Raw genomic sequence first — 15,818 nt, forward strand, 5'->3', positions numbered from 1 at the left:
ACTTGCAACGTCCTTGCGTCATCCACCCGCCGCGCCATTCGCCTTCGCAAAGTAGCCGACAGCTTCAACGATTGCGTCCATCGTCTCGGCACGCCACTCGGGATCCCGAAGCTGCGCTTCATCCTCCGGGTTCGACAGATAGCCAAGTTCCAGAAGCACCGAGGGAATATCGGGGGCACGAAGGACCCGGAAACCCGCGTATCGGTGCGGATTTTTCACCAGTTGAACCGTGTCCGACAATTTGCCGATCAGAGTGCGCGCAAAACGGATGGAGAACGCATGTGTTTCGCGCCGGATAAGATCAACAAGAATATCCTCAACTTCATCCTGCTCCTCTTCGGGCACTTTGCCAGCAATTTCATCCGAGAGATTTTCGCGGGCAGCTGTCGCCGCCGCCTCGGCATCCGAGGCCTTGTCAGACACCGTATAAACGGTTGCGCCTCGCACGCTACGGATGGCGATTGCGTCGGCATGCACCGAGACAAACAGATCCGCGCCCTTCTCCCGTGCGATCCGAACCCGCTCGTCAAGACGCAGGAAACGGTCGTCTTCACGTGTAAGGACCACCCGGTAACGCCCCGTTTCTTCCAGTTTCCGGGCCAGCTCGAGCGCGAACAGCAACGTGATCTGCTTTTCGATCGTTCCATTGATACCGCGCGCGCCGCCATCCGCGCCGCCATGTCCCGGATCAAGCGCTACGGTAAAGCGATCCTGTATCGCCGGCGCTCCCTCCCCCGGCTCTTCCGCCCCCGGTTTCAGCATGCTCGCACGCAGCGCTGCATCGAAATCATCAGCCGAACTCGCCCGCAATTCCAAGATCAGGCGAAATCCTTCCGAGGTTTCATTCTTCATAACCTCGGCTTTCTCGACGGAGAACGGCCCCACCGCCCGGAAAAGCAGTCGCGCACGCTCCGCGTCCACTGCACCATACTGGACGGCTGCAACCAGACCGCGTGGACGCAGTTCAAGAGGATCGAAGGAAAACTCCGTCAAGGGCAGGTCAACGACCAAGCGGCTGGGATCCCGTAGAAGAAACCACCGAAACTCGGGCTTTTGGTCGAAATGAACGACAATGCGAGTGTACTGCGCGTCGCCTGCCATCTTGTAGTCATGCGCCTTGAGGGCAGGCTCACCACCGAAAGCGTTGTTGAAAACAAGAGTGATCGCCGCGAGAAAAGCCCCAATGAATAGCGTTGGTCTGTGCAAAACCGCCTCTTTGAGATGCGTTGTGCGAATCTTCATCGAATCGATATCGATTCCCCATGAGAAAAATGGCGTTTTTCCTTCGAATCGCCCGGAAACTCCCAATTTTTATGCGCTCTCCACATCCGTTGGGCAATCGATGACCGGGTTCCCCGTCAGCCTCCAGCCCAGCCCACCAATAGAAATCAGGGTTGCCAATACAACTGTCAAATCATAAAAGCATCTATGAATCATCGCGATAAGCGTCCTTGGTTTGAGTCCCTGCTGACAAACGGCGATGAGCAACGGGGCGAACCTTTTCCGCCGCCGCAAACCGGAACGGGCGGTGATTCAGAAGGAATTTTTCAGGGCATTCTCCAGACATGAGAGCTCTGACGTAGGAAACGGCCGGACCTTAAGAAACGTCCGTGCCGGCTCGCTATGAGCAATAGCTGGCCCGTAAATCCGGGCCTTGGTTGAAACGGTTCTGCCGGGCGATGGAATGGCTTCAGGCGCGATTGGAAATAGATCCGGATTAAAGCGCACCGCGAAATCGGTGTTCCGGTCCAATTTCGCGCGGCCTTCAACGCCGACGAACCTCAGATTATCCGGCACAGATTGTCACACTGGCTTGCGGCGACACACGTGGAGTCCGGCCCGACAATCGCACCCTGCCGGGGAGACAAGAATTTATGCCGAACAAAATGCTAATAGATGCCTCCCATCCGGAGGAAACAAGGGTTGTCGTCCTTCGCGGTAATCGCATCGAAGAGTTCGATTTCGAATCTCAGGATAAGAAGCAGCTTCGCGGAAACATCTATCTGGCGCGTGTAACACGCGTCGAACCTTCACTTCAGGCCGCATTCGTCGAATATGGTGGAAACAGGCATGGCTTTCTCGCCTTCAGCGAGATTCATCCAGATTACTATCAGATTCCTGTAGCGGACCGCCAGGCGCTCATTGAAGCCGAGGCTGCGGAAGCCAAGGCAGATGAGGACGAGGAAGAAGGCGAGCAGCGCCAGCCCCAGAAGGGTGGACGGAAACGTCGCCGCGCCAATACCCGGAAGAAGACTGCCAGGCAGGATGACGCTACCGCCGAAGAAGAAAAGATAGATGTCTCCGGAGACGACGACACCTCCGAGGATGAAGGCGGCGAAAAATCGACAACCATCGCTGCTGAGGCGGCCGCAGACGTCGTTTCGGAGGAGCCCCGTGCAAAGCGCTCTCGTCGTGGTCGCTCCAGGGACGATGGCGATAGCGACGACGGCAATGTCGACGAAGAGGAAGACAACGTTGACACCGTTGGCGCCGATGACGCGCTGGAAGAGGTCCAGGCACCACGTCGTGCCGCCCGCAAGAATTACAAGATCCAGGAAGTCATCAAGCGCCGCCAGATACTTCTTGTCCAGGTGGTCAAGGAAGAACGCGGTAACAAGGGCGCGGCGCTGACCACATACCTGTCGCTTGCCGGTCGTTATTCCGTCCTGATGCCGAACACTGCGCGCGGCGGTGGCATCTCACGAAAGATCACCAACGTTCAGGATCGCAAACGTCTTAAGGACGTTGTGAAGCAGCTCGATGTCCCGCAGGGCATGGGTGTAATCCTGCGCACGGCGGGTGCCAACCGCACCAAAGCTGAGATCAAGCGTGATTACGACTATCTGATGCGCCTTTGGGAAAAAGTGCGCAGCCTCACGCTCGAATCGACCGCCCCTGCTCTTGTTTATGAGGAAGGCAGTCTGATCAAGCGTTCCGTGCGCGATCTCTATAACAAGGATATCGGCGAAGTTCTGGTGGCAGGCGAAGAAGGTTATCGCGAAGCCAAGGATTTCATGCGGATGCTCATGCCGAGCCACGCAAAGGTTGTGCAGCCTTATCGTGAGGTGACACCAATCTTTGCAGGCAATGGCATTGAAGCGCAGCTCGACCGGATGCTGCAGCCCCAGGTAACGTTGAAATCTGGCGGCTATATCATCATCAACCAGACCGAAGCGCTGGTCGCGATCGATGTCAATTCCGGCCGTTCAACAAAGGAACACTCCATTGAAGACACCGCGCTCCAGACCAACCTGGAAGCCGCGGAAGAGGTTGCGCGTCAGTTGCGACTGCGGGATCTCGCGGGCCTGATCGTTATCGACTTCATCGATATGGAGGAGAACCGAAACAACCGCGCAGTCGAAAAGCGGCTGAAGGATTGCCTCAAAAACGACCGCGCGCGCATCCAGGTGGGGCGGATCTCGCATTTCGGTCTTCTGGAGATGTCCCGTCAGCGCATTCGTGCAAGCGTTCTTGAAAGCACGATGCAGCCATGCCCCCATTGCGGTGGCACAGGGCATATCCGCTCTGATTCCTCGGTGGCGCTTTTCGTTGTTCGCTCTATCGAAGAGTATCTCCTCAAGGATTCCCGCAACAACATTGCTGTTAGGACACCCACGCCGACAGCGCTCTATCTGCTGAACCACAAGCGCGCCAACCTCGTTGAGATGGAAAACCGCTTTGGCGTGCACATCACCGTGGAAGCGGATGATGAGGTCGGAGCGCAGCATTTCGCAATCACAAAACAGCAACCGGCAGACAAGTCCGGCATGGAGCAGCCCGTTCCGACAGCTCCGATCGAGGTCGCGGAACCGGAAGAAGCCGCCACTCCATCCCACGAAACCACCAATGGTGAGGATGGCGAGCCTCGCAAACGTCGGCGCAAGCGCAAGCGGCGCGGAGGTCGCAATCGCAACAACAACGGCGAGGCTGCGACCGAACAGAGCGCAAACGAGAGCTCCGAGCACGGCGCCGTTGAAGAGAATGCATCCGGCGGGAACACAGGAGATGAGCCTGCAGCTCCGGAAGAAGCCGGCGAGGCCCTGACCGCTGAAAATGCCGAGGGTGAGCGCAAGAAGCGTCATCGCGGCAAACGGGGTGGGCGCAAGAACCGCCGTGAAAGCCAGCCGCAGGATGTCGCGGAGGATGGCGAGAACGTCGCATCCGAAACGGTACAAGCCGATACGTCGGACAACACCGAAGCGGCATCGGCGGAGACTTCTGAACAGGAGGCTCCTGCCGACACGCAGCAGGAACCTGCAGCCGAGGAAAAGCCGGCGAGGAAACCCCGCCGACGGACACGCAAGACGTCTGCTCCTGCCGCTGAGGACAACGCGCCAGACGAAACAGGCAATGGCGCAACGCCCCCTGCAGAGGAGAAGTCTGCCGAAAGCGTGTCTACCGAAACGGTTGCGTCTGAAGAGACTGCGCCCCCGGCTGCGAAGAAACGCAGAACTTCCACGCGTAGGACCGCGGCGAAACCCAAGGCAGAAGAAAACGAAGCTCCCGCGGGTGACAGTGTCGTGGCAGAAGTCGAACCGGTGGTCTCGTCATCAGAATCCTCGGAATCTGATCGGCCGCGCAAAACCGGCTGGTGGCAGCGAAAAAGCTTCTTCTAGATCGCGAACCGGGTATGGGTGTCCAAAAGGCACCCGACCTTCAGTTCGAAGATCAAAGGAAACCGAAATCTGCTTCCAGCTTTCGTTATTTCACCACAGGAAGCCGGCGCCCTGCGCCGGCTTTTTGCGTTTGGTGACATAGCGACGCGATGGATCACAACTCCATGATCACACACGGTTGTGCCTTTCCATTGCCCTCATGCTCGTCTACCACTTTCGCGATGCTTGAGAAAAAAACCATGGCTTACATGACTGTCACGCGAACGATTACGCTATTTCTCGCTGCCGCTTATCTGACCGTCGTCTCGGCCCCTGCCGCATTCGCGCAGGCCCGGGTGACCGTTGTCCGTGACGCGGAAATCGAGGCTCTTATCTCGGAATACGCCCGCCCGATTCTTAAAGCGGCAGGCCTTTCCAGATCCGGTATCGATATCGTCCTGGTCAACGACCGCAGTTTCAATGCGTTCGTCGACGGACGCCGGATCTTCATTCACACCGGCGCCTTGACGGACGCGGACACACCCAACGAGGTAATCGGGGTGATTGCCCATGAAGCCGGCCATATCGCGGGCGGTCACCAGGAGCGTTTGCGCCAACAGTTGAAACGTGCCCAGACCATGGCGATCGTATCGGCCCTCATTGGCATTGGAGCAGGTGTCGCCGGAGCTGCTTCTGACTCGCGCGGTCTGGCCACGGCTGGCGTCGGCATGGCGGCCGGTGGTGCCGAAATGGCGCGGCGCAGCCTGCTTGGCTATCAGCGCTCTGAAGAAGCCACCGCCGACCGGACCGCGATTGATTATCTCAATCGGACCGGACAGTCTGCCAGAGGAATGCTCAAGACATTCGAACGTCTGGCCGGCGGCATGGCTCTCGCGGGTGTAAATGTTGACCCCTATCAGATCAGCCATCCGATGCCGCGCGAACGCATTGCCAATCTGGAGGAGCTCGCCCGCAAAAGCAGGCACTTTGATCGCAAGGATCCCCCGGAGCTGCAGCTTCGTCATGACATGATGCGAGCCAAGATTGCCGCCTATATGGAGGGCGGTCAGGCTGTGCAACGTCTCTTCCGCAGCGATCCCCGCGGCATCCCTGCGCGCTATGGCGATGCGATCTCCACATATCTCACCGGCAACCCGCGTACCGCTTTGCAAAAGGTCGACGCGTTGATTTCCCAGATGCCCCGCAACCCGTACCTCCAGGAGTTGCGCGGAGATGTTCTCATAAAGGCCAACCGACCCGAGGAAGCAGCTAACGCCTATGCGCGGGCGCTGTCACTTGCGCCTGGGACCCCCGGCCTGCTGCAGGTCGGCTACGGGCAGGCCCTGCTCGCGACGGGCAAGCCGGATCTGGTGAGAAAGGCTGCCTCGGAGCTGCAGACCGGCCTTTCACGCGAGCCCGAATTTGCCAATGGCTATCGCTACCTCGCCCAGGCCTACGGGCAGATCGGCGAAATCGCTGCAGCCGAACTGGCGACGGCGGAAGGCTATTTTCATCTCGGTAAGTATCAGGATGCGAAAATATTCGCGACCCGGGCGCAAAAGCGCATGAAACGCGGCACGCCTGGCTGGCTGCGGGCGCAGGACATCATTCAGTTCAAGAAACCGGGTTAAGATGAACCTTTGTGGCCTCATCCGCACCCATGAGTGACGCATGAGTGCACCCGCTCACCCAAACAGATGAATCGGAACATGACATGATCTTCACGAGAAAAATCCGAGTGCTCGCTGCCACGGCCGCTTTGCTTGCGCCCCTCACGATATTCAGCTCTGCTGCACAGGCCGAGACTGCGGCGCCGCTTGGCAAACCGGAAGTGGAACAGATTATCCGCGACTATCTGCTCAACAATCCCGAACTTCTTCTGGAGGTTCAGGATGCGCTTGAGGCCAAGCAGCGTGAAGAGCAAAAAATGGCTCAGAAAGCCGTGATGGAGGAGAGGAAAGACCAGCTTTTCAATAGCCCCTATGACGGTGTGGTCGGCAATCCGGACGCAGCCATAACGGTCGTTGAATTCTTCGACTACAACTGCGGATATTGCAAGCGCGCCATGGCTGACATGCAGGCACTGGTGGAAGAAAACAATGATGTCCGCTTCGTTCTCAAGGAGTTCCCGATCCTTTCTGCTCAATCACGTGAAGCGCATGTGGTGTCGATGGCGGTGCATGCCATCGCGCCGGAAAAATACGCCGGGTTTCACCAGCAGCTCCTAGGCGCCGAGACACGCGCCGACGGTGAACTGGCCATCAAGATCGCAGTCGAGAATGGGGTCGAAGAAGGAGCGCTGCGCAAGGAAATGGAGAACCCTGCGATTCAAAAGATTTTTTCCGAAACCTACGAATTGGCGAATCAGCTTGCAGTCACAGGAACGCCCGCATATGTGATCGGCGACGAAGTTGTGTTCGGCGCCCTCGGCAAGGACGTTCTTGCCGAGAAAATCGACCAGGCACGCTCACAAAGCAACTGATCGGCGCGTTGAGCGCGCTGTGGACAGACAAAGAAGCCCCTTGCCATCTTTGCGGCACGGTCTAAGCCCTCTATAGAGGAGCGTATAGAGCGTGTCGCGAAGGGCCAGGGGACAATTTCATGGCGAAAACAGTCTTCATACTGAACGGGCCCAATCTGAATGCGCTCGGAAAACGTGAGCCCGGCATATACGGCGGCGATACCCTGGCAGGGATCGAAGCATCATGCCACAAGAAGGCTTCAGCACTTGGAATGCATGTCGAGTTTCGCCAGTCCAACCACGAAGGCGACCTCGTTGACTGGATACATGAAGCTGGCGAAAGTGCGGTTGGGATCATCATTAATCCCGGTGCCTATGGGCACACCTCCATTGCCCTTCATGATGCGGTCCGCGCCGTCAGCCCGCTGCCGGTGATCGAGGTGCATATCTCCAACATTCACGCACGCGAGGCCTTTCGCCACGTTTCGATGATCGCTCCGGCCGCAAAAGGCATGATTTGCGGTTTGGGCACAATCGGTTATGTACTCGCGCTGGATGCGGTGGCCGCAAGCCAGCCCGATTGAGAACAAGGCAGGAATAAGAATATGTCGACAAAGAAGACGGGGGTCGATCAGCAACTCATTCGCGAGCTTGCGACGATCTTGAACGACACCAATCTGACTGAAATCGAAGTCGAGCAGGAGGATCTGCGGATTCGCGTGGCCAAACAGGCCGCCGCAGCAGTGCAGACCTATGCAGCACCAGCCCCCGCTCCTGCTCCTGCTGCACCGGTGGCTTCACCGAAGGAAGAAGCTCCCGCGGCAAACCCGGCCGACTCCAAGAACGCCGTTCCCTCTCCGATGGTAGGAACAGCCTATGCGGCGCCCGCACCGGGGGCAAACCCCTTCATCCAGGTCGGTCAGTCCGTGAAGGAAGGCCAGACTCTTCTCATCATCGAAGCGATGAAAACCATGAACCAGATCCCTGCTCCCCGCTCCGGCACCGTGACGGCGATCCTCTTCGAGGATGCCCAGCCGGTCGAGTTCGGCGAGCCGCTGGTTGTGATCGAGTAGTCCGGGGCAGGCGCGCATGTTTCATAAAATCCTCATCGCCAATCGCGGCGAAATCGCCCTGCGCGTTCTGCGCGCCGCCAAGGAGCTCGGCATCCAGACCGTCGCCGTCCATTCCACGGCCGACGCGGATGCGATGCATGTGCGCCTTGCCGACGAAAGCGTATGCATTGGGCCGCCGCCCTCGCGCGACAGTTATCTGAATATCCATCAGATTCTGGCTGCATGCGAGATCACCGGCGCGGATGCCGTTCATCCCGGTTACGGTTTCCTCTCCGAAAACGCCAAGTTCTCCGAGATTTTGGCAGCGCACAATCTCACATTCATCGGGCCGTCTGCGGAACATATTCGCATTATGGGCGACAAGATCACTGCCAAGAAAACGGTGAAAGAGCTCGGAATCCCTGTCGTTCCCGGCTCCGAAGGCGCCGTGACGGACGATGTGGAAGCCAAGCGGATTGCCGCTGACATCGGTTATCCAGTGCTCATCAAGGCTTCCGCCGGCGGCGGCGGTCGTGGCATGAAGGTCGCGAAGACGGAAGCCGACCTTGCCGAAGCGCTCTCCACCGCCCGCTCGGAAGCGGGCGCCGCTTTTGGCGACGATGCGGTCTATATCGAGAAATATCTCGAAAAGCCTCGTCACATTGAAGTGCAGGTGATGGGCGACGGCGCCGGCAAAGCCATTCATCTGGGTGAACGTGACTGTTCCCTCCAGCGCCGCCATCAAAAGGTCTGGGAAGAAGCCAATTCGCCTGCCCTCAATGTCGAGCAGCGCAATCGCATCGGCGAGGTCGTGTCAAAGGCAATTGCCGACCTGGGCTATTCGGGGGCCGGCACCATCGAATTTCTCTACGAGAACGGTGAGTTCTACTTTATCGAGATGAACACCCGTCTCCAGGTGGAGCATCCGGTCACCGAGGCCATCACAGGCATCGATCTGGTGCACGAGCAGATTCGCGTCGCCTCTGGCGGCGGTCTTTCCTGCACGCAGGACGAAGTTCGCTTCGAGGGGCACGCTATTGAGTGCCGCATCAATGCCGAAGACCCGCGCACCTTCACGCCCTCGCCTGGCACCATCTCGCATTTCCATACACCAGGCGGTCTGGGAATTCGGGTGGATTCCGGCGTCTATTCGGGCTACCGCATTCCGCCCTATTACGACAGCCTGATCGGCAAGCTGATCGTGCACGGTCGCAACCGGGTAGAGTGCATGATGCGTTTGCGCCGCGCTCTGGACGAGTTTGTGGTTGACGGCATCAAGACCACACTGCCGCTGTTCCAGGATCTTGTGGGCAATCCCGACATCGCCAACGGCGATTACGACATCCACTGGCTGGAGAATTACCTGGCAAAGACGAGCTAAGGCTCGCCGCTCGCTGTGATTCTCCGGCAATTCGCCGGTTGGACACGATGGCACGACCTTTCGCACCAGGATTTCGGATTCCTCCGGATCTTCTTCTTCGCGCCTATGCCACCGGGGTTTTCCCGATGGCGGAAAGCGCGGACGATCCGGAGGTATTCTGGGTGCGGCCGGAGACGCGTGGGATCATTCCCCTGGACGCGTTTCATGTTCCCAAAAGTCTGGCGAAGCGATTGCGTCGCAACACTTTCCGCATTGCTTTCGACACAGACTTTGAGGGTGTGATCGAGGGTTGCGCAGAAGCGCGGCGCGACAGCGACGAGACTTGGATCAACGCTCCCATCCGCGAAGCCTACGGGCTCCTGTTTGAGAACGGGCATTGCCATACAGTGGAAGCCTGGACGGACGACGGATTGGTTGGTGGCCTGTATGGCGTGACACTGGGGCGCGCGTTCTTTGGCGAGAGCATGTTCTCACGCCGCACTGACGCTTCGAAGATTTGCCTCGCTCATCTCGTGAAACGCCTGCGCGCGCAAGGCTTCACGCTTCTCGATACACAATTCACCACGCCGCATCTGAAACAGTTTGGGGCGATAGATGTGCCTCGAGCTCGCTATGAACAACTCCTGCACGAAGCACTGCAGGGCGGTGAAGCCCGCTTCAATCCGTAGCGATCAGTTGGTTTCTGGCGGCGGTACGTCTGTGTCTTCCTTGCAGCCCTTGAGCCACACATCGTAGACCGCGTGCTCGACAGCATTCAGACCGGGGCTTTCTGCGAGCATCCAGCCTGTGAAAATGCGGCGAATCTCTCTGTCCAGAGTGATCTCGTCCACTTCCACAAACGCATCTGTACGCGGCTCTTCGGTTTCTTCTGAAGTGTAACAGACCCGTGGCGTGACCTGTAGTGCACCGAACTGAACCGTCTCGTCCATATAAACGTCAAAGGAGATGATTCGCCCGGTGATCTTGTCGATACCCGTGAACTCGGCGACCGGATGCTTGATTCTGGCGGCCTCGACCGGCGCAGTCGCCAGCATCGCCAGTCCCAATGCCATAATCAGCCCAAAACCGGCGTTTTTCTTCTGGCCTGACTTCATGTGGCTCTACACCCGTCCTGTTCGCTTGTGACCTTTGATGACGGTGCGGAATCGCCCGTCAGCCGGTAAAGCTTACGATTAGAGCATCGGACCGAAAAGTGGAATCCGGTTTTCGGGCTATTCCGATGCTCCATCAATAGTTTAGATCGTCCTTTGTGCGTCCGGATGGACGCAGGGCAATCTAGTACGCAATTGTGGCGAGATCAGCGAGAAGCCTCAGCCACCCGGCGTCCATGCATCGTAATCGCCAGTCACGCGCGGGCGATCTGCGGCAGTGGCGATCGAGCCTTTCGGACGGTAGGCCGCAGGCGATCCGGTCAGATTGGGCAGATGCGGTTTCTGCCATTCGCGCGGCGTGTAGTTCTCGTTGACCGGTGCCACGTCAACTCGATGGTGCAGCCAGCCGTGCCAGCCTGGCGGCACGAGCGAAGCATCGGAAATGCCGTTATAGATCACCCAGCGACGCGTACGCCCCTCGGAATCCTTGCCACCCTCATAATAGGTGTTTCCGAACTCGTCTTCACCGACGCGCGTTCCTTTGCGCCAGGTGTGGAAGCGCGTGCCCAGCGTCTGGCCGTTCCACCAGGTGAAAAACTGAAGCAGAAACTTCTTCATGGCGTCCTCAAGTCGCTCGCTGTCATCGTCAGAGATGGCTCGTGGTTGGCGTTATGGCGTCCGCTGCGCCGGAAGGCAAGACCTCCAGTCGATGCTCCAGAGTCATTTCAGCTTCATCTTGAAACCGACATGGCTTTTGGCAAAGCCAAGCCGCTCATAAAACCCGTGCGCGCGCTTGCGCGTCTCATTGGACATAAGCTGTACCAGGCGGGCGTCGCATGCCCTCGCCTTTTCAACTGCGTGACGGATCATGGACGCGCCTATTCCCCGGCCGCGCAGGTCCTGCCGCGTTTGTACGGCCTCAATCTGAAAACTTGTGCGGCCACGACCCGGCATGCCCGGAATGAGCGTCGTCTGAAAGGTCCCAACCACAGAGCCGTGCAGTTCGGCCACGTAAAGCGTATCGTTCGGGCTACAGCTGATGCGCTCGAATGCCGCAAGATAAGCCCCTGCCGCTTCCGCTTCGGTCGTATCGCCGTGGCCACCCACCGCATCTGCGGCGAAGAGTGCGACGATGGCCGCCACGTCACGCTTTTCGGCGATTCGTATCAACAGCGGTTCAGTGCTTGTCTGGTCGTCCGCCAGCATCAAAGTTCGCGCCGGTAAACGAGAGCGGGCAATTCGAAACCCGCCCCGCCGCAATCGCCGCTTCGCCCAACCTGCTCAAACCCCAGATGTTCGTAAAATGCTCTCGCCCTGCTGTTTGCCTCTTCAACCTCGAGCGTGATTTCACGCGCTTCAGGGAAGCATTGAGCAATTTCGGAGAAAAGCGCCAGTCCAATACCGTTTCCCTGGCAAGAGGGATGCACATAGAGTTGGTGGAGCCTGATACTCCTGCCCTCGTTCTCGGCCACGGCAAACGCCATTCCGCCGATAGTCTGGCCACTGTCGGCCAAAACGAATTCTGAGTCCGGCCTCTTCAATCGTGCTTTCAGCGCTTCAGGGGAATGCCAGGAATTCGTAATCTCCACCACGCGCTCGCGCCCATAGAGAAGATCATAGGTGTCGTGCCAGGTCTCGATGAGGAGCGCACGCACGGCTGGCAAGTCGCGCTCGCTCGCCGTGCGTACGAAAAAATCCATGCCGCTATCAGGCATCGATCCCAAGCTTTTCCTTCACAAGCGCGTTGACCGCCTGTGGATTGGCCTTGCCGCCCGTGGCCTTCATCACCTGTCCCACAAACCAGCCGGCAAGCGTCGGCTTGGCCTTGGCCTGCTCGACCTTGTCGGGGTTGGCCGCGATGACCTCATCAACAGCCTTTTCGATGGCACCCGTGTCCGTCACCTGCTTCATCCCGCGTTCTTCAACGATGACACGCGGATCCCCACCCTCGGTGAAGACGATTTCAAACAAGTCCTTGGCAATCTTGCCGGAAATCGTGCCATCCTTGATCAGGTCGATGATGCCGCCAAGCTGGTCGGGAGTAACGTTTGTGTCCTCGATCCCCTGCCCGGCCTTGTTCAACGCGCCAAGCAGATCGTTGATGACCCAGTTGGCTGCGGCCTTGCCGTCTCGACCTTCGGCAACTTTCTCAAAAAAGTCTGCCGTGGCCTTCTCCGCGATCAACACGGATGCGTCATATTCCGAGAGGCCGAATGTCTTGATGAACCGTGCCTTCTTCTCATCGGGAAGTTCCGTAAGATCGGCTGCAAGCGCATCCACATAGGCCTGATCGAACTCCAGCGGCACCAGATCCGGATCGGGGAAATAACGATAGTCATGCGCTTCTTCCTTGGAGCGCATTGAGCGGGTCTCACCCTTTACGGGATCGAAGAGACGCGTCTCCTGATCAATCGTACCGCCGTCTTCAAGGATGGCGATCTGGCGGCGCGCTTCCGATTCGATGGCCTGCCCGACGAAACGCACGGAGTTCACATTCTTGATCTCGCAACGCGTACCGAAGGGACCACCCGGCCGGCGTACCGAGACGTTGACATCGGCCCGCATTGACCCTTCATCCATATTGCCATCGCAAGTGCCCAGATAGCGCACGATGGTGCGTAGCTTGGTCAGGAAAGCCTTGGCCTCGTCTGCCGAACGAATGTCAGGCTTGGAGACAATCTCCATCAGCGCAACGCCGGATCGGTTTAGGTCCACGTAGGACATGGTCGGATGCTGGTCATGCATCGACTTGCCTGCGTCCTGTTCCAGATGCAGACGTTCAATACCGACTTCGATCTCCTCGAACGAGCCATCCTTGGCTGGGCCGACCGAGACAGTCACCTTGCCCTCGCCGACGATCGGCTGCTGGAACTGGGAAATCTGGTAGCCCTGGGGCAGGTCCGGATAGAAGTAGTTTTTGCGGTCGAAAACGGAGCGCAGGTTGATCTGCGCCTTAAGGCCCAGCCCCGTGCGGATTGCCTGCTTTACGCACACTTCATTGATCACCGGAAGCATGCCAGGCATGGCCGCATCCACGAGAGAAACATTGGCATTGGGCTCAGCGCCGAAAGACGTCGAGGCGCCCGAGAAGAGCTTTGCTTCAGAGGTAACCTGCGCATGGATTTCCATGCCGACGATAATTTCCCAGTCGCCAGTGGCTCCGGAGATAAAACGCTTGGGATCGGGCGTGCGCGTATCGATGATTGTCATGGTTCACGGTGCCGTGCAGTCGGATGGTTCGAAGATGGATGCGCATTCGCTAGACCAAACACTCCCATGTGGCAAGCCGAGCGCTTTATTCCTGCCACAGTTTGCATTATGAAAACCCCGAACCAACGGAGTTTTTATGTCCATCAGCCTTGAGGCCCGGTGAGGCCCCGAACCTGAACCAACACAGGATCGGGGCGAGAAAACCTTGAAACCCCGCACCATCGCTAGATGGCGCGGCGATGTTTTGTGGCCATTCGGCCACTGGTTTTTTCCCATGGGAATTCAAGAGATGGACATTTCCCGCGCAGAACAGCGCATCCTGCACATATTGGCGCAGGGTGGCCGCATAGACATCGAGAAAGATGACCGCGGTCAAATCGTCGAACTGAACTGTGTTACCCGCGATGGCTGGTATTTCCCCGGCCTCGACGTGGTCATCTTCAGAAAAATCAAACGCAAACGCGCAATCCAGTCGCGCAATGGTGGTCCGTACCGCATCACAAGACGCGGATTGGAGCTGGTTCGCTCACAGGGAGACAATCGCTAGACTGAAGGAGGCTGCCGAAAGGCAGCCTCTCATTTTTCAGGCCGTGGCTATATAGCTGCGGATGTCTTCCGCCTCGCGCTCCACATCCTCGATCCGTTTTTTGACGACGTCTCCAATGGAAATGATGCCGGCGATCTTCCCGTTTTCCTCCACTGGGAGATGGCGAAAGCGACCCGTTGTCATGATCTGCATGACCTCGTTGATGGTGTTCTGTTCATGGCAGCGCTGCACTTTCGACGTCATCACTCTGGAGATCGACTGATCGAGAGCAACGGCACCGTCCCTGCCAATGACGCGCACAATGTCGCGTTCCGACAATATGCCGGCGATCCGACCATCGGCCTCGGTCACCACAACCGCACCGATACCCCGTTGTGACAGAAGCTGCGCTGCGTCCGCGAGTTTCATGTCCGGGGCGATGGTGACGACATTGCGCCCTTTCGCATCCAGAATGGCCTTCACCGTCATGGCAATCTCCTTCTCCTCGCAACAAGCCAATGTTGCGCCGAGCAAGGCGGCTTGGCAAGTGTCGCATTGCCATCAGGTGCTCAACGGGTCACACGATCTAGTGACGGGCGGCGTGGCCGGGTTCAAATGCCCGGATGCCGAAAAATCCCAGAAGAAAGCCGCCGATATGTGCTTCCCAAGCAATTTGAGGTCCGTTGGCAACGGTGTCGCTAAACACGCCCGTTACCAGGTTGGCAATCATCCAAACGCCGAGAAAGACCAGTACCATCCGCGACCTCAAAACCACTGATACAGGCAGGACCGGGCCGGTGAATGCCGGCTTTGATGCCCGGCGGTCGACCCGGAAGGCAAACCGAGCTGCTGCGCCCATCATCGCCGAGATCGAACCGGAAGCACCGACGAGCGGGACCATCGAAGAAGGATAAAGGACGAAGTGGAGCGCCACCGCTGCCAAAGCACCAGCAACCCAGAAAGACAGAAACCGGATCGTGCCAATTCGGTTGGCAAGCGGTGAGCCGAACGCGGCAAGCCAGACCATGTTCACAAGCAAATGGCCCCAGCTTCCATGCAGGAACGAATAGGTAACCGGACTGGTAAAGGCATAGACATCCAGCGCCACCGGTCCCGTGTAACGAAAGGGAAGGAAAGCGAAACGAACCATCAGCCAGATCTGCTGATCGAAGTTGAGCCAAAGTGCTTCCACCGCGTAGATTGCGATGCACAAAAGGCCAAGGCCTGTGACTACGGGCGCCAGATTGAACACAGGTTCGCGTCCGCCATCGCTGTGGTTCGGCATGGTGCCGTTTGCTGCAGCCCGGTTTGCGCGATCTTCTTCTTCTCTATCCATGATTTTGCCTAGCAGACCTGTCAGACGGAAAAAAGCCGTTCAGGTTTACACCCTGAACGGCTTTGTCGAGCCCCCCTGCCGGTTCGTATTCTGTTTAGAACTTCGGCCCAGCCCGTATTTCCCTGCCAATGATTCGGCCCTGCTGTCGGTAGAACACTGCCAGCCG

General features: G+C 58.0%; 16 protein-coding genes. 8 read left to right on the forward strand and 8 right to left on the reverse strand.

The genetic code is table 11. The annotated features are described in order from the left end of the window. Positions 1-18 precede the first annotated feature (18 nt). On the reverse strand, positions 19-1,242 hold the full coding sequence (locus HF949_RS12855) for an N-acetylmuramoyl-L-alanine amidase (RefSeq protein ID WP_292895825.1): 1,224 nt from the start codon (positions 1,240-1,242) through the stop codon (positions 19-21). Positions 1,243-1,874: 632 nt separating this feature from the next. Between HF949_RS12855 and HF949_RS12860 the strand changes: the two genes are divergently transcribed. From HF949_RS12860 to aat, 7 genes are all read left to right on the forward strand, one after another. Beyond that, positions 1,875-4,616 (forward strand): ribonuclease E/G, encoded by a 2,742-nt coding sequence (locus HF949_RS12860; RefSeq protein ID WP_292895827.1) that lies wholly within the window; start codon positions 1,875-1,877, stop codon positions 4,614-4,616. A gap of 239 nt (positions 4,617-4,855) precedes the next feature. Beyond that, a complete protein-coding gene (locus HF949_RS12865; protein ID WP_441338373.1) occupies positions 4,856-6,226 on the forward strand; it encodes a M48 family metalloprotease in 1,371 nt (456 codons plus the stop codon). An 83-nt stretch (positions 6,227-6,309) separates the two neighbouring features. Beyond that, positions 6,310-7,077 (forward strand): DsbA family protein, encoded by a 768-nt coding sequence (locus HF949_RS12870; protein ID WP_292895829.1) that lies wholly within the window; start codon positions 6,310-6,312, stop codon positions 7,075-7,077. A gap of 119 nt (positions 7,078-7,196) precedes the next feature. Further along, the gene (gene aroQ, locus HF949_RS12875; RefSeq protein ID WP_292895831.1) at positions 7,197-7,640 is read left to right on the forward strand and encodes a type II 3-dehydroquinate dehydratase; all 444 of its coding nucleotides are present in this window, start codon (positions 7,197-7,199) and stop codon (positions 7,638-7,640) included. A gap of 21 nt (positions 7,641-7,661) precedes the next feature. Further along, positions 7,662-8,129, forward strand: a complete 468-nt coding sequence (gene accB / locus HF949_RS12880; protein WP_292895833.1) for an acetyl-CoA carboxylase biotin carboxyl carrier protein — start codon at positions 7,662-7,664, stop codon at positions 8,127-8,129. A gap of 16 nt (positions 8,130-8,145) precedes the next feature. Next, a complete protein-coding gene (accC, locus tag HF949_RS12885; protein WP_292895835.1) occupies positions 8,146-9,489 on the forward strand; it encodes an acetyl-CoA carboxylase biotin carboxylase subunit in 1,344 nt (447 codons plus the stop codon). 47 nt (positions 9,490-9,536) lie between these two features. Then, positions 9,537-10,157, forward strand: coding sequence for a leucyl/phenylalanyl-tRNA--protein transferase (gene aat, locus HF949_RS12890; RefSeq protein WP_292895837.1), 621 nt, complete (start codon positions 9,537-9,539; stop codon positions 10,155-10,157). Positions 10,158-10,160: 3 nt separating this feature from the next. On the opposite strand, the gene HF949_RS12895 is transcribed toward aat, so the two are convergent. The 5 genes from HF949_RS12895 to gatB form a co-directional block, all read right to left on the reverse strand. Beyond that, positions 10,161-10,541: a DUF2155 domain-containing protein gene (locus tag HF949_RS12895; protein WP_292900172.1), complete on the reverse strand. Its 381-nt coding sequence runs from the start codon at positions 10,539-10,541 to the stop codon at positions 10,161-10,163. Between the two features lie 258 nt (positions 10,542-10,799). Beyond that, entirely contained in the window at positions 10,800-11,198 is a 399-nt protein-coding gene (locus HF949_RS12900; RefSeq protein WP_292895839.1) for an NADH:ubiquinone oxidoreductase subunit NDUFA12, read from the reverse strand. A 102-nt stretch (positions 11,199-11,300) separates the two neighbouring features. Then, on the reverse strand, positions 11,301-11,786 hold the full coding sequence (locus HF949_RS12905; RefSeq protein WP_292895840.1) for a GNAT family N-acetyltransferase: 486 nt from the start codon (positions 11,784-11,786) through the stop codon (positions 11,301-11,303). After that, positions 11,786-12,280, reverse strand: coding sequence for a GNAT family N-acetyltransferase (locus tag HF949_RS12910; RefSeq protein WP_292895842.1), 495 nt, complete (start codon positions 12,278-12,280; stop codon positions 11,786-11,788). Before HF949_RS12910 ends, HF949_RS12905 begins: the two co-directional genes overlap by 1 nt. 7 nt (positions 12,281-12,287) lie before the next feature. Continuing rightward, on the reverse strand, positions 12,288-13,790 hold the full coding sequence (gene gatB / locus HF949_RS12915; RefSeq protein ID WP_292895844.1) for an Asp-tRNA(Asn)/Glu-tRNA(Gln) amidotransferase subunit GatB: 1,503 nt from the start codon (positions 13,788-13,790) through the stop codon (positions 12,288-12,290). A gap of 289 nt (positions 13,791-14,079) precedes the next feature. Here gatB and HF949_RS12920 point away from each other — a divergent pair, with 289 nt between their 5' ends. Beyond that, positions 14,080-14,337 carry a YjhX family toxin gene (locus HF949_RS12920; RefSeq protein WP_292900174.1) on the forward strand — a complete coding sequence of 86 codons (258 nt, stop codon included), beginning with the start codon at positions 14,080-14,082 and terminating at the stop codon, positions 14,335-14,337. A gap of 36 nt (positions 14,338-14,373) precedes the next feature. Here HF949_RS12920 and HF949_RS12925 read toward each other — a convergent pair whose 3' ends face one another. Then, positions 14,374-14,805, reverse strand: a complete 432-nt coding sequence (locus HF949_RS12925) for a CBS domain-containing protein (protein ID WP_292895846.1) — start codon at positions 14,803-14,805, stop codon at positions 14,374-14,376. Between the two features lie 97 nt (positions 14,806-14,902). Further along, positions 14,903-15,652, reverse strand: coding sequence for a rhomboid family intramembrane serine protease (locus HF949_RS12930; protein WP_292895848.1), 750 nt, complete (start codon positions 15,650-15,652; stop codon positions 14,903-14,905). Between the last annotated feature and the right edge of the window lie 166 nt (positions 15,653-15,818).

Origin of the sequence: Nitratireductor sp. (genome assembly GCF_017794765.1) — a bacterium.
GTDB lineage: Bacteria > Pseudomonadota > Alphaproteobacteria > Rhizobiales > Rhizobiaceae > Nitratireductor.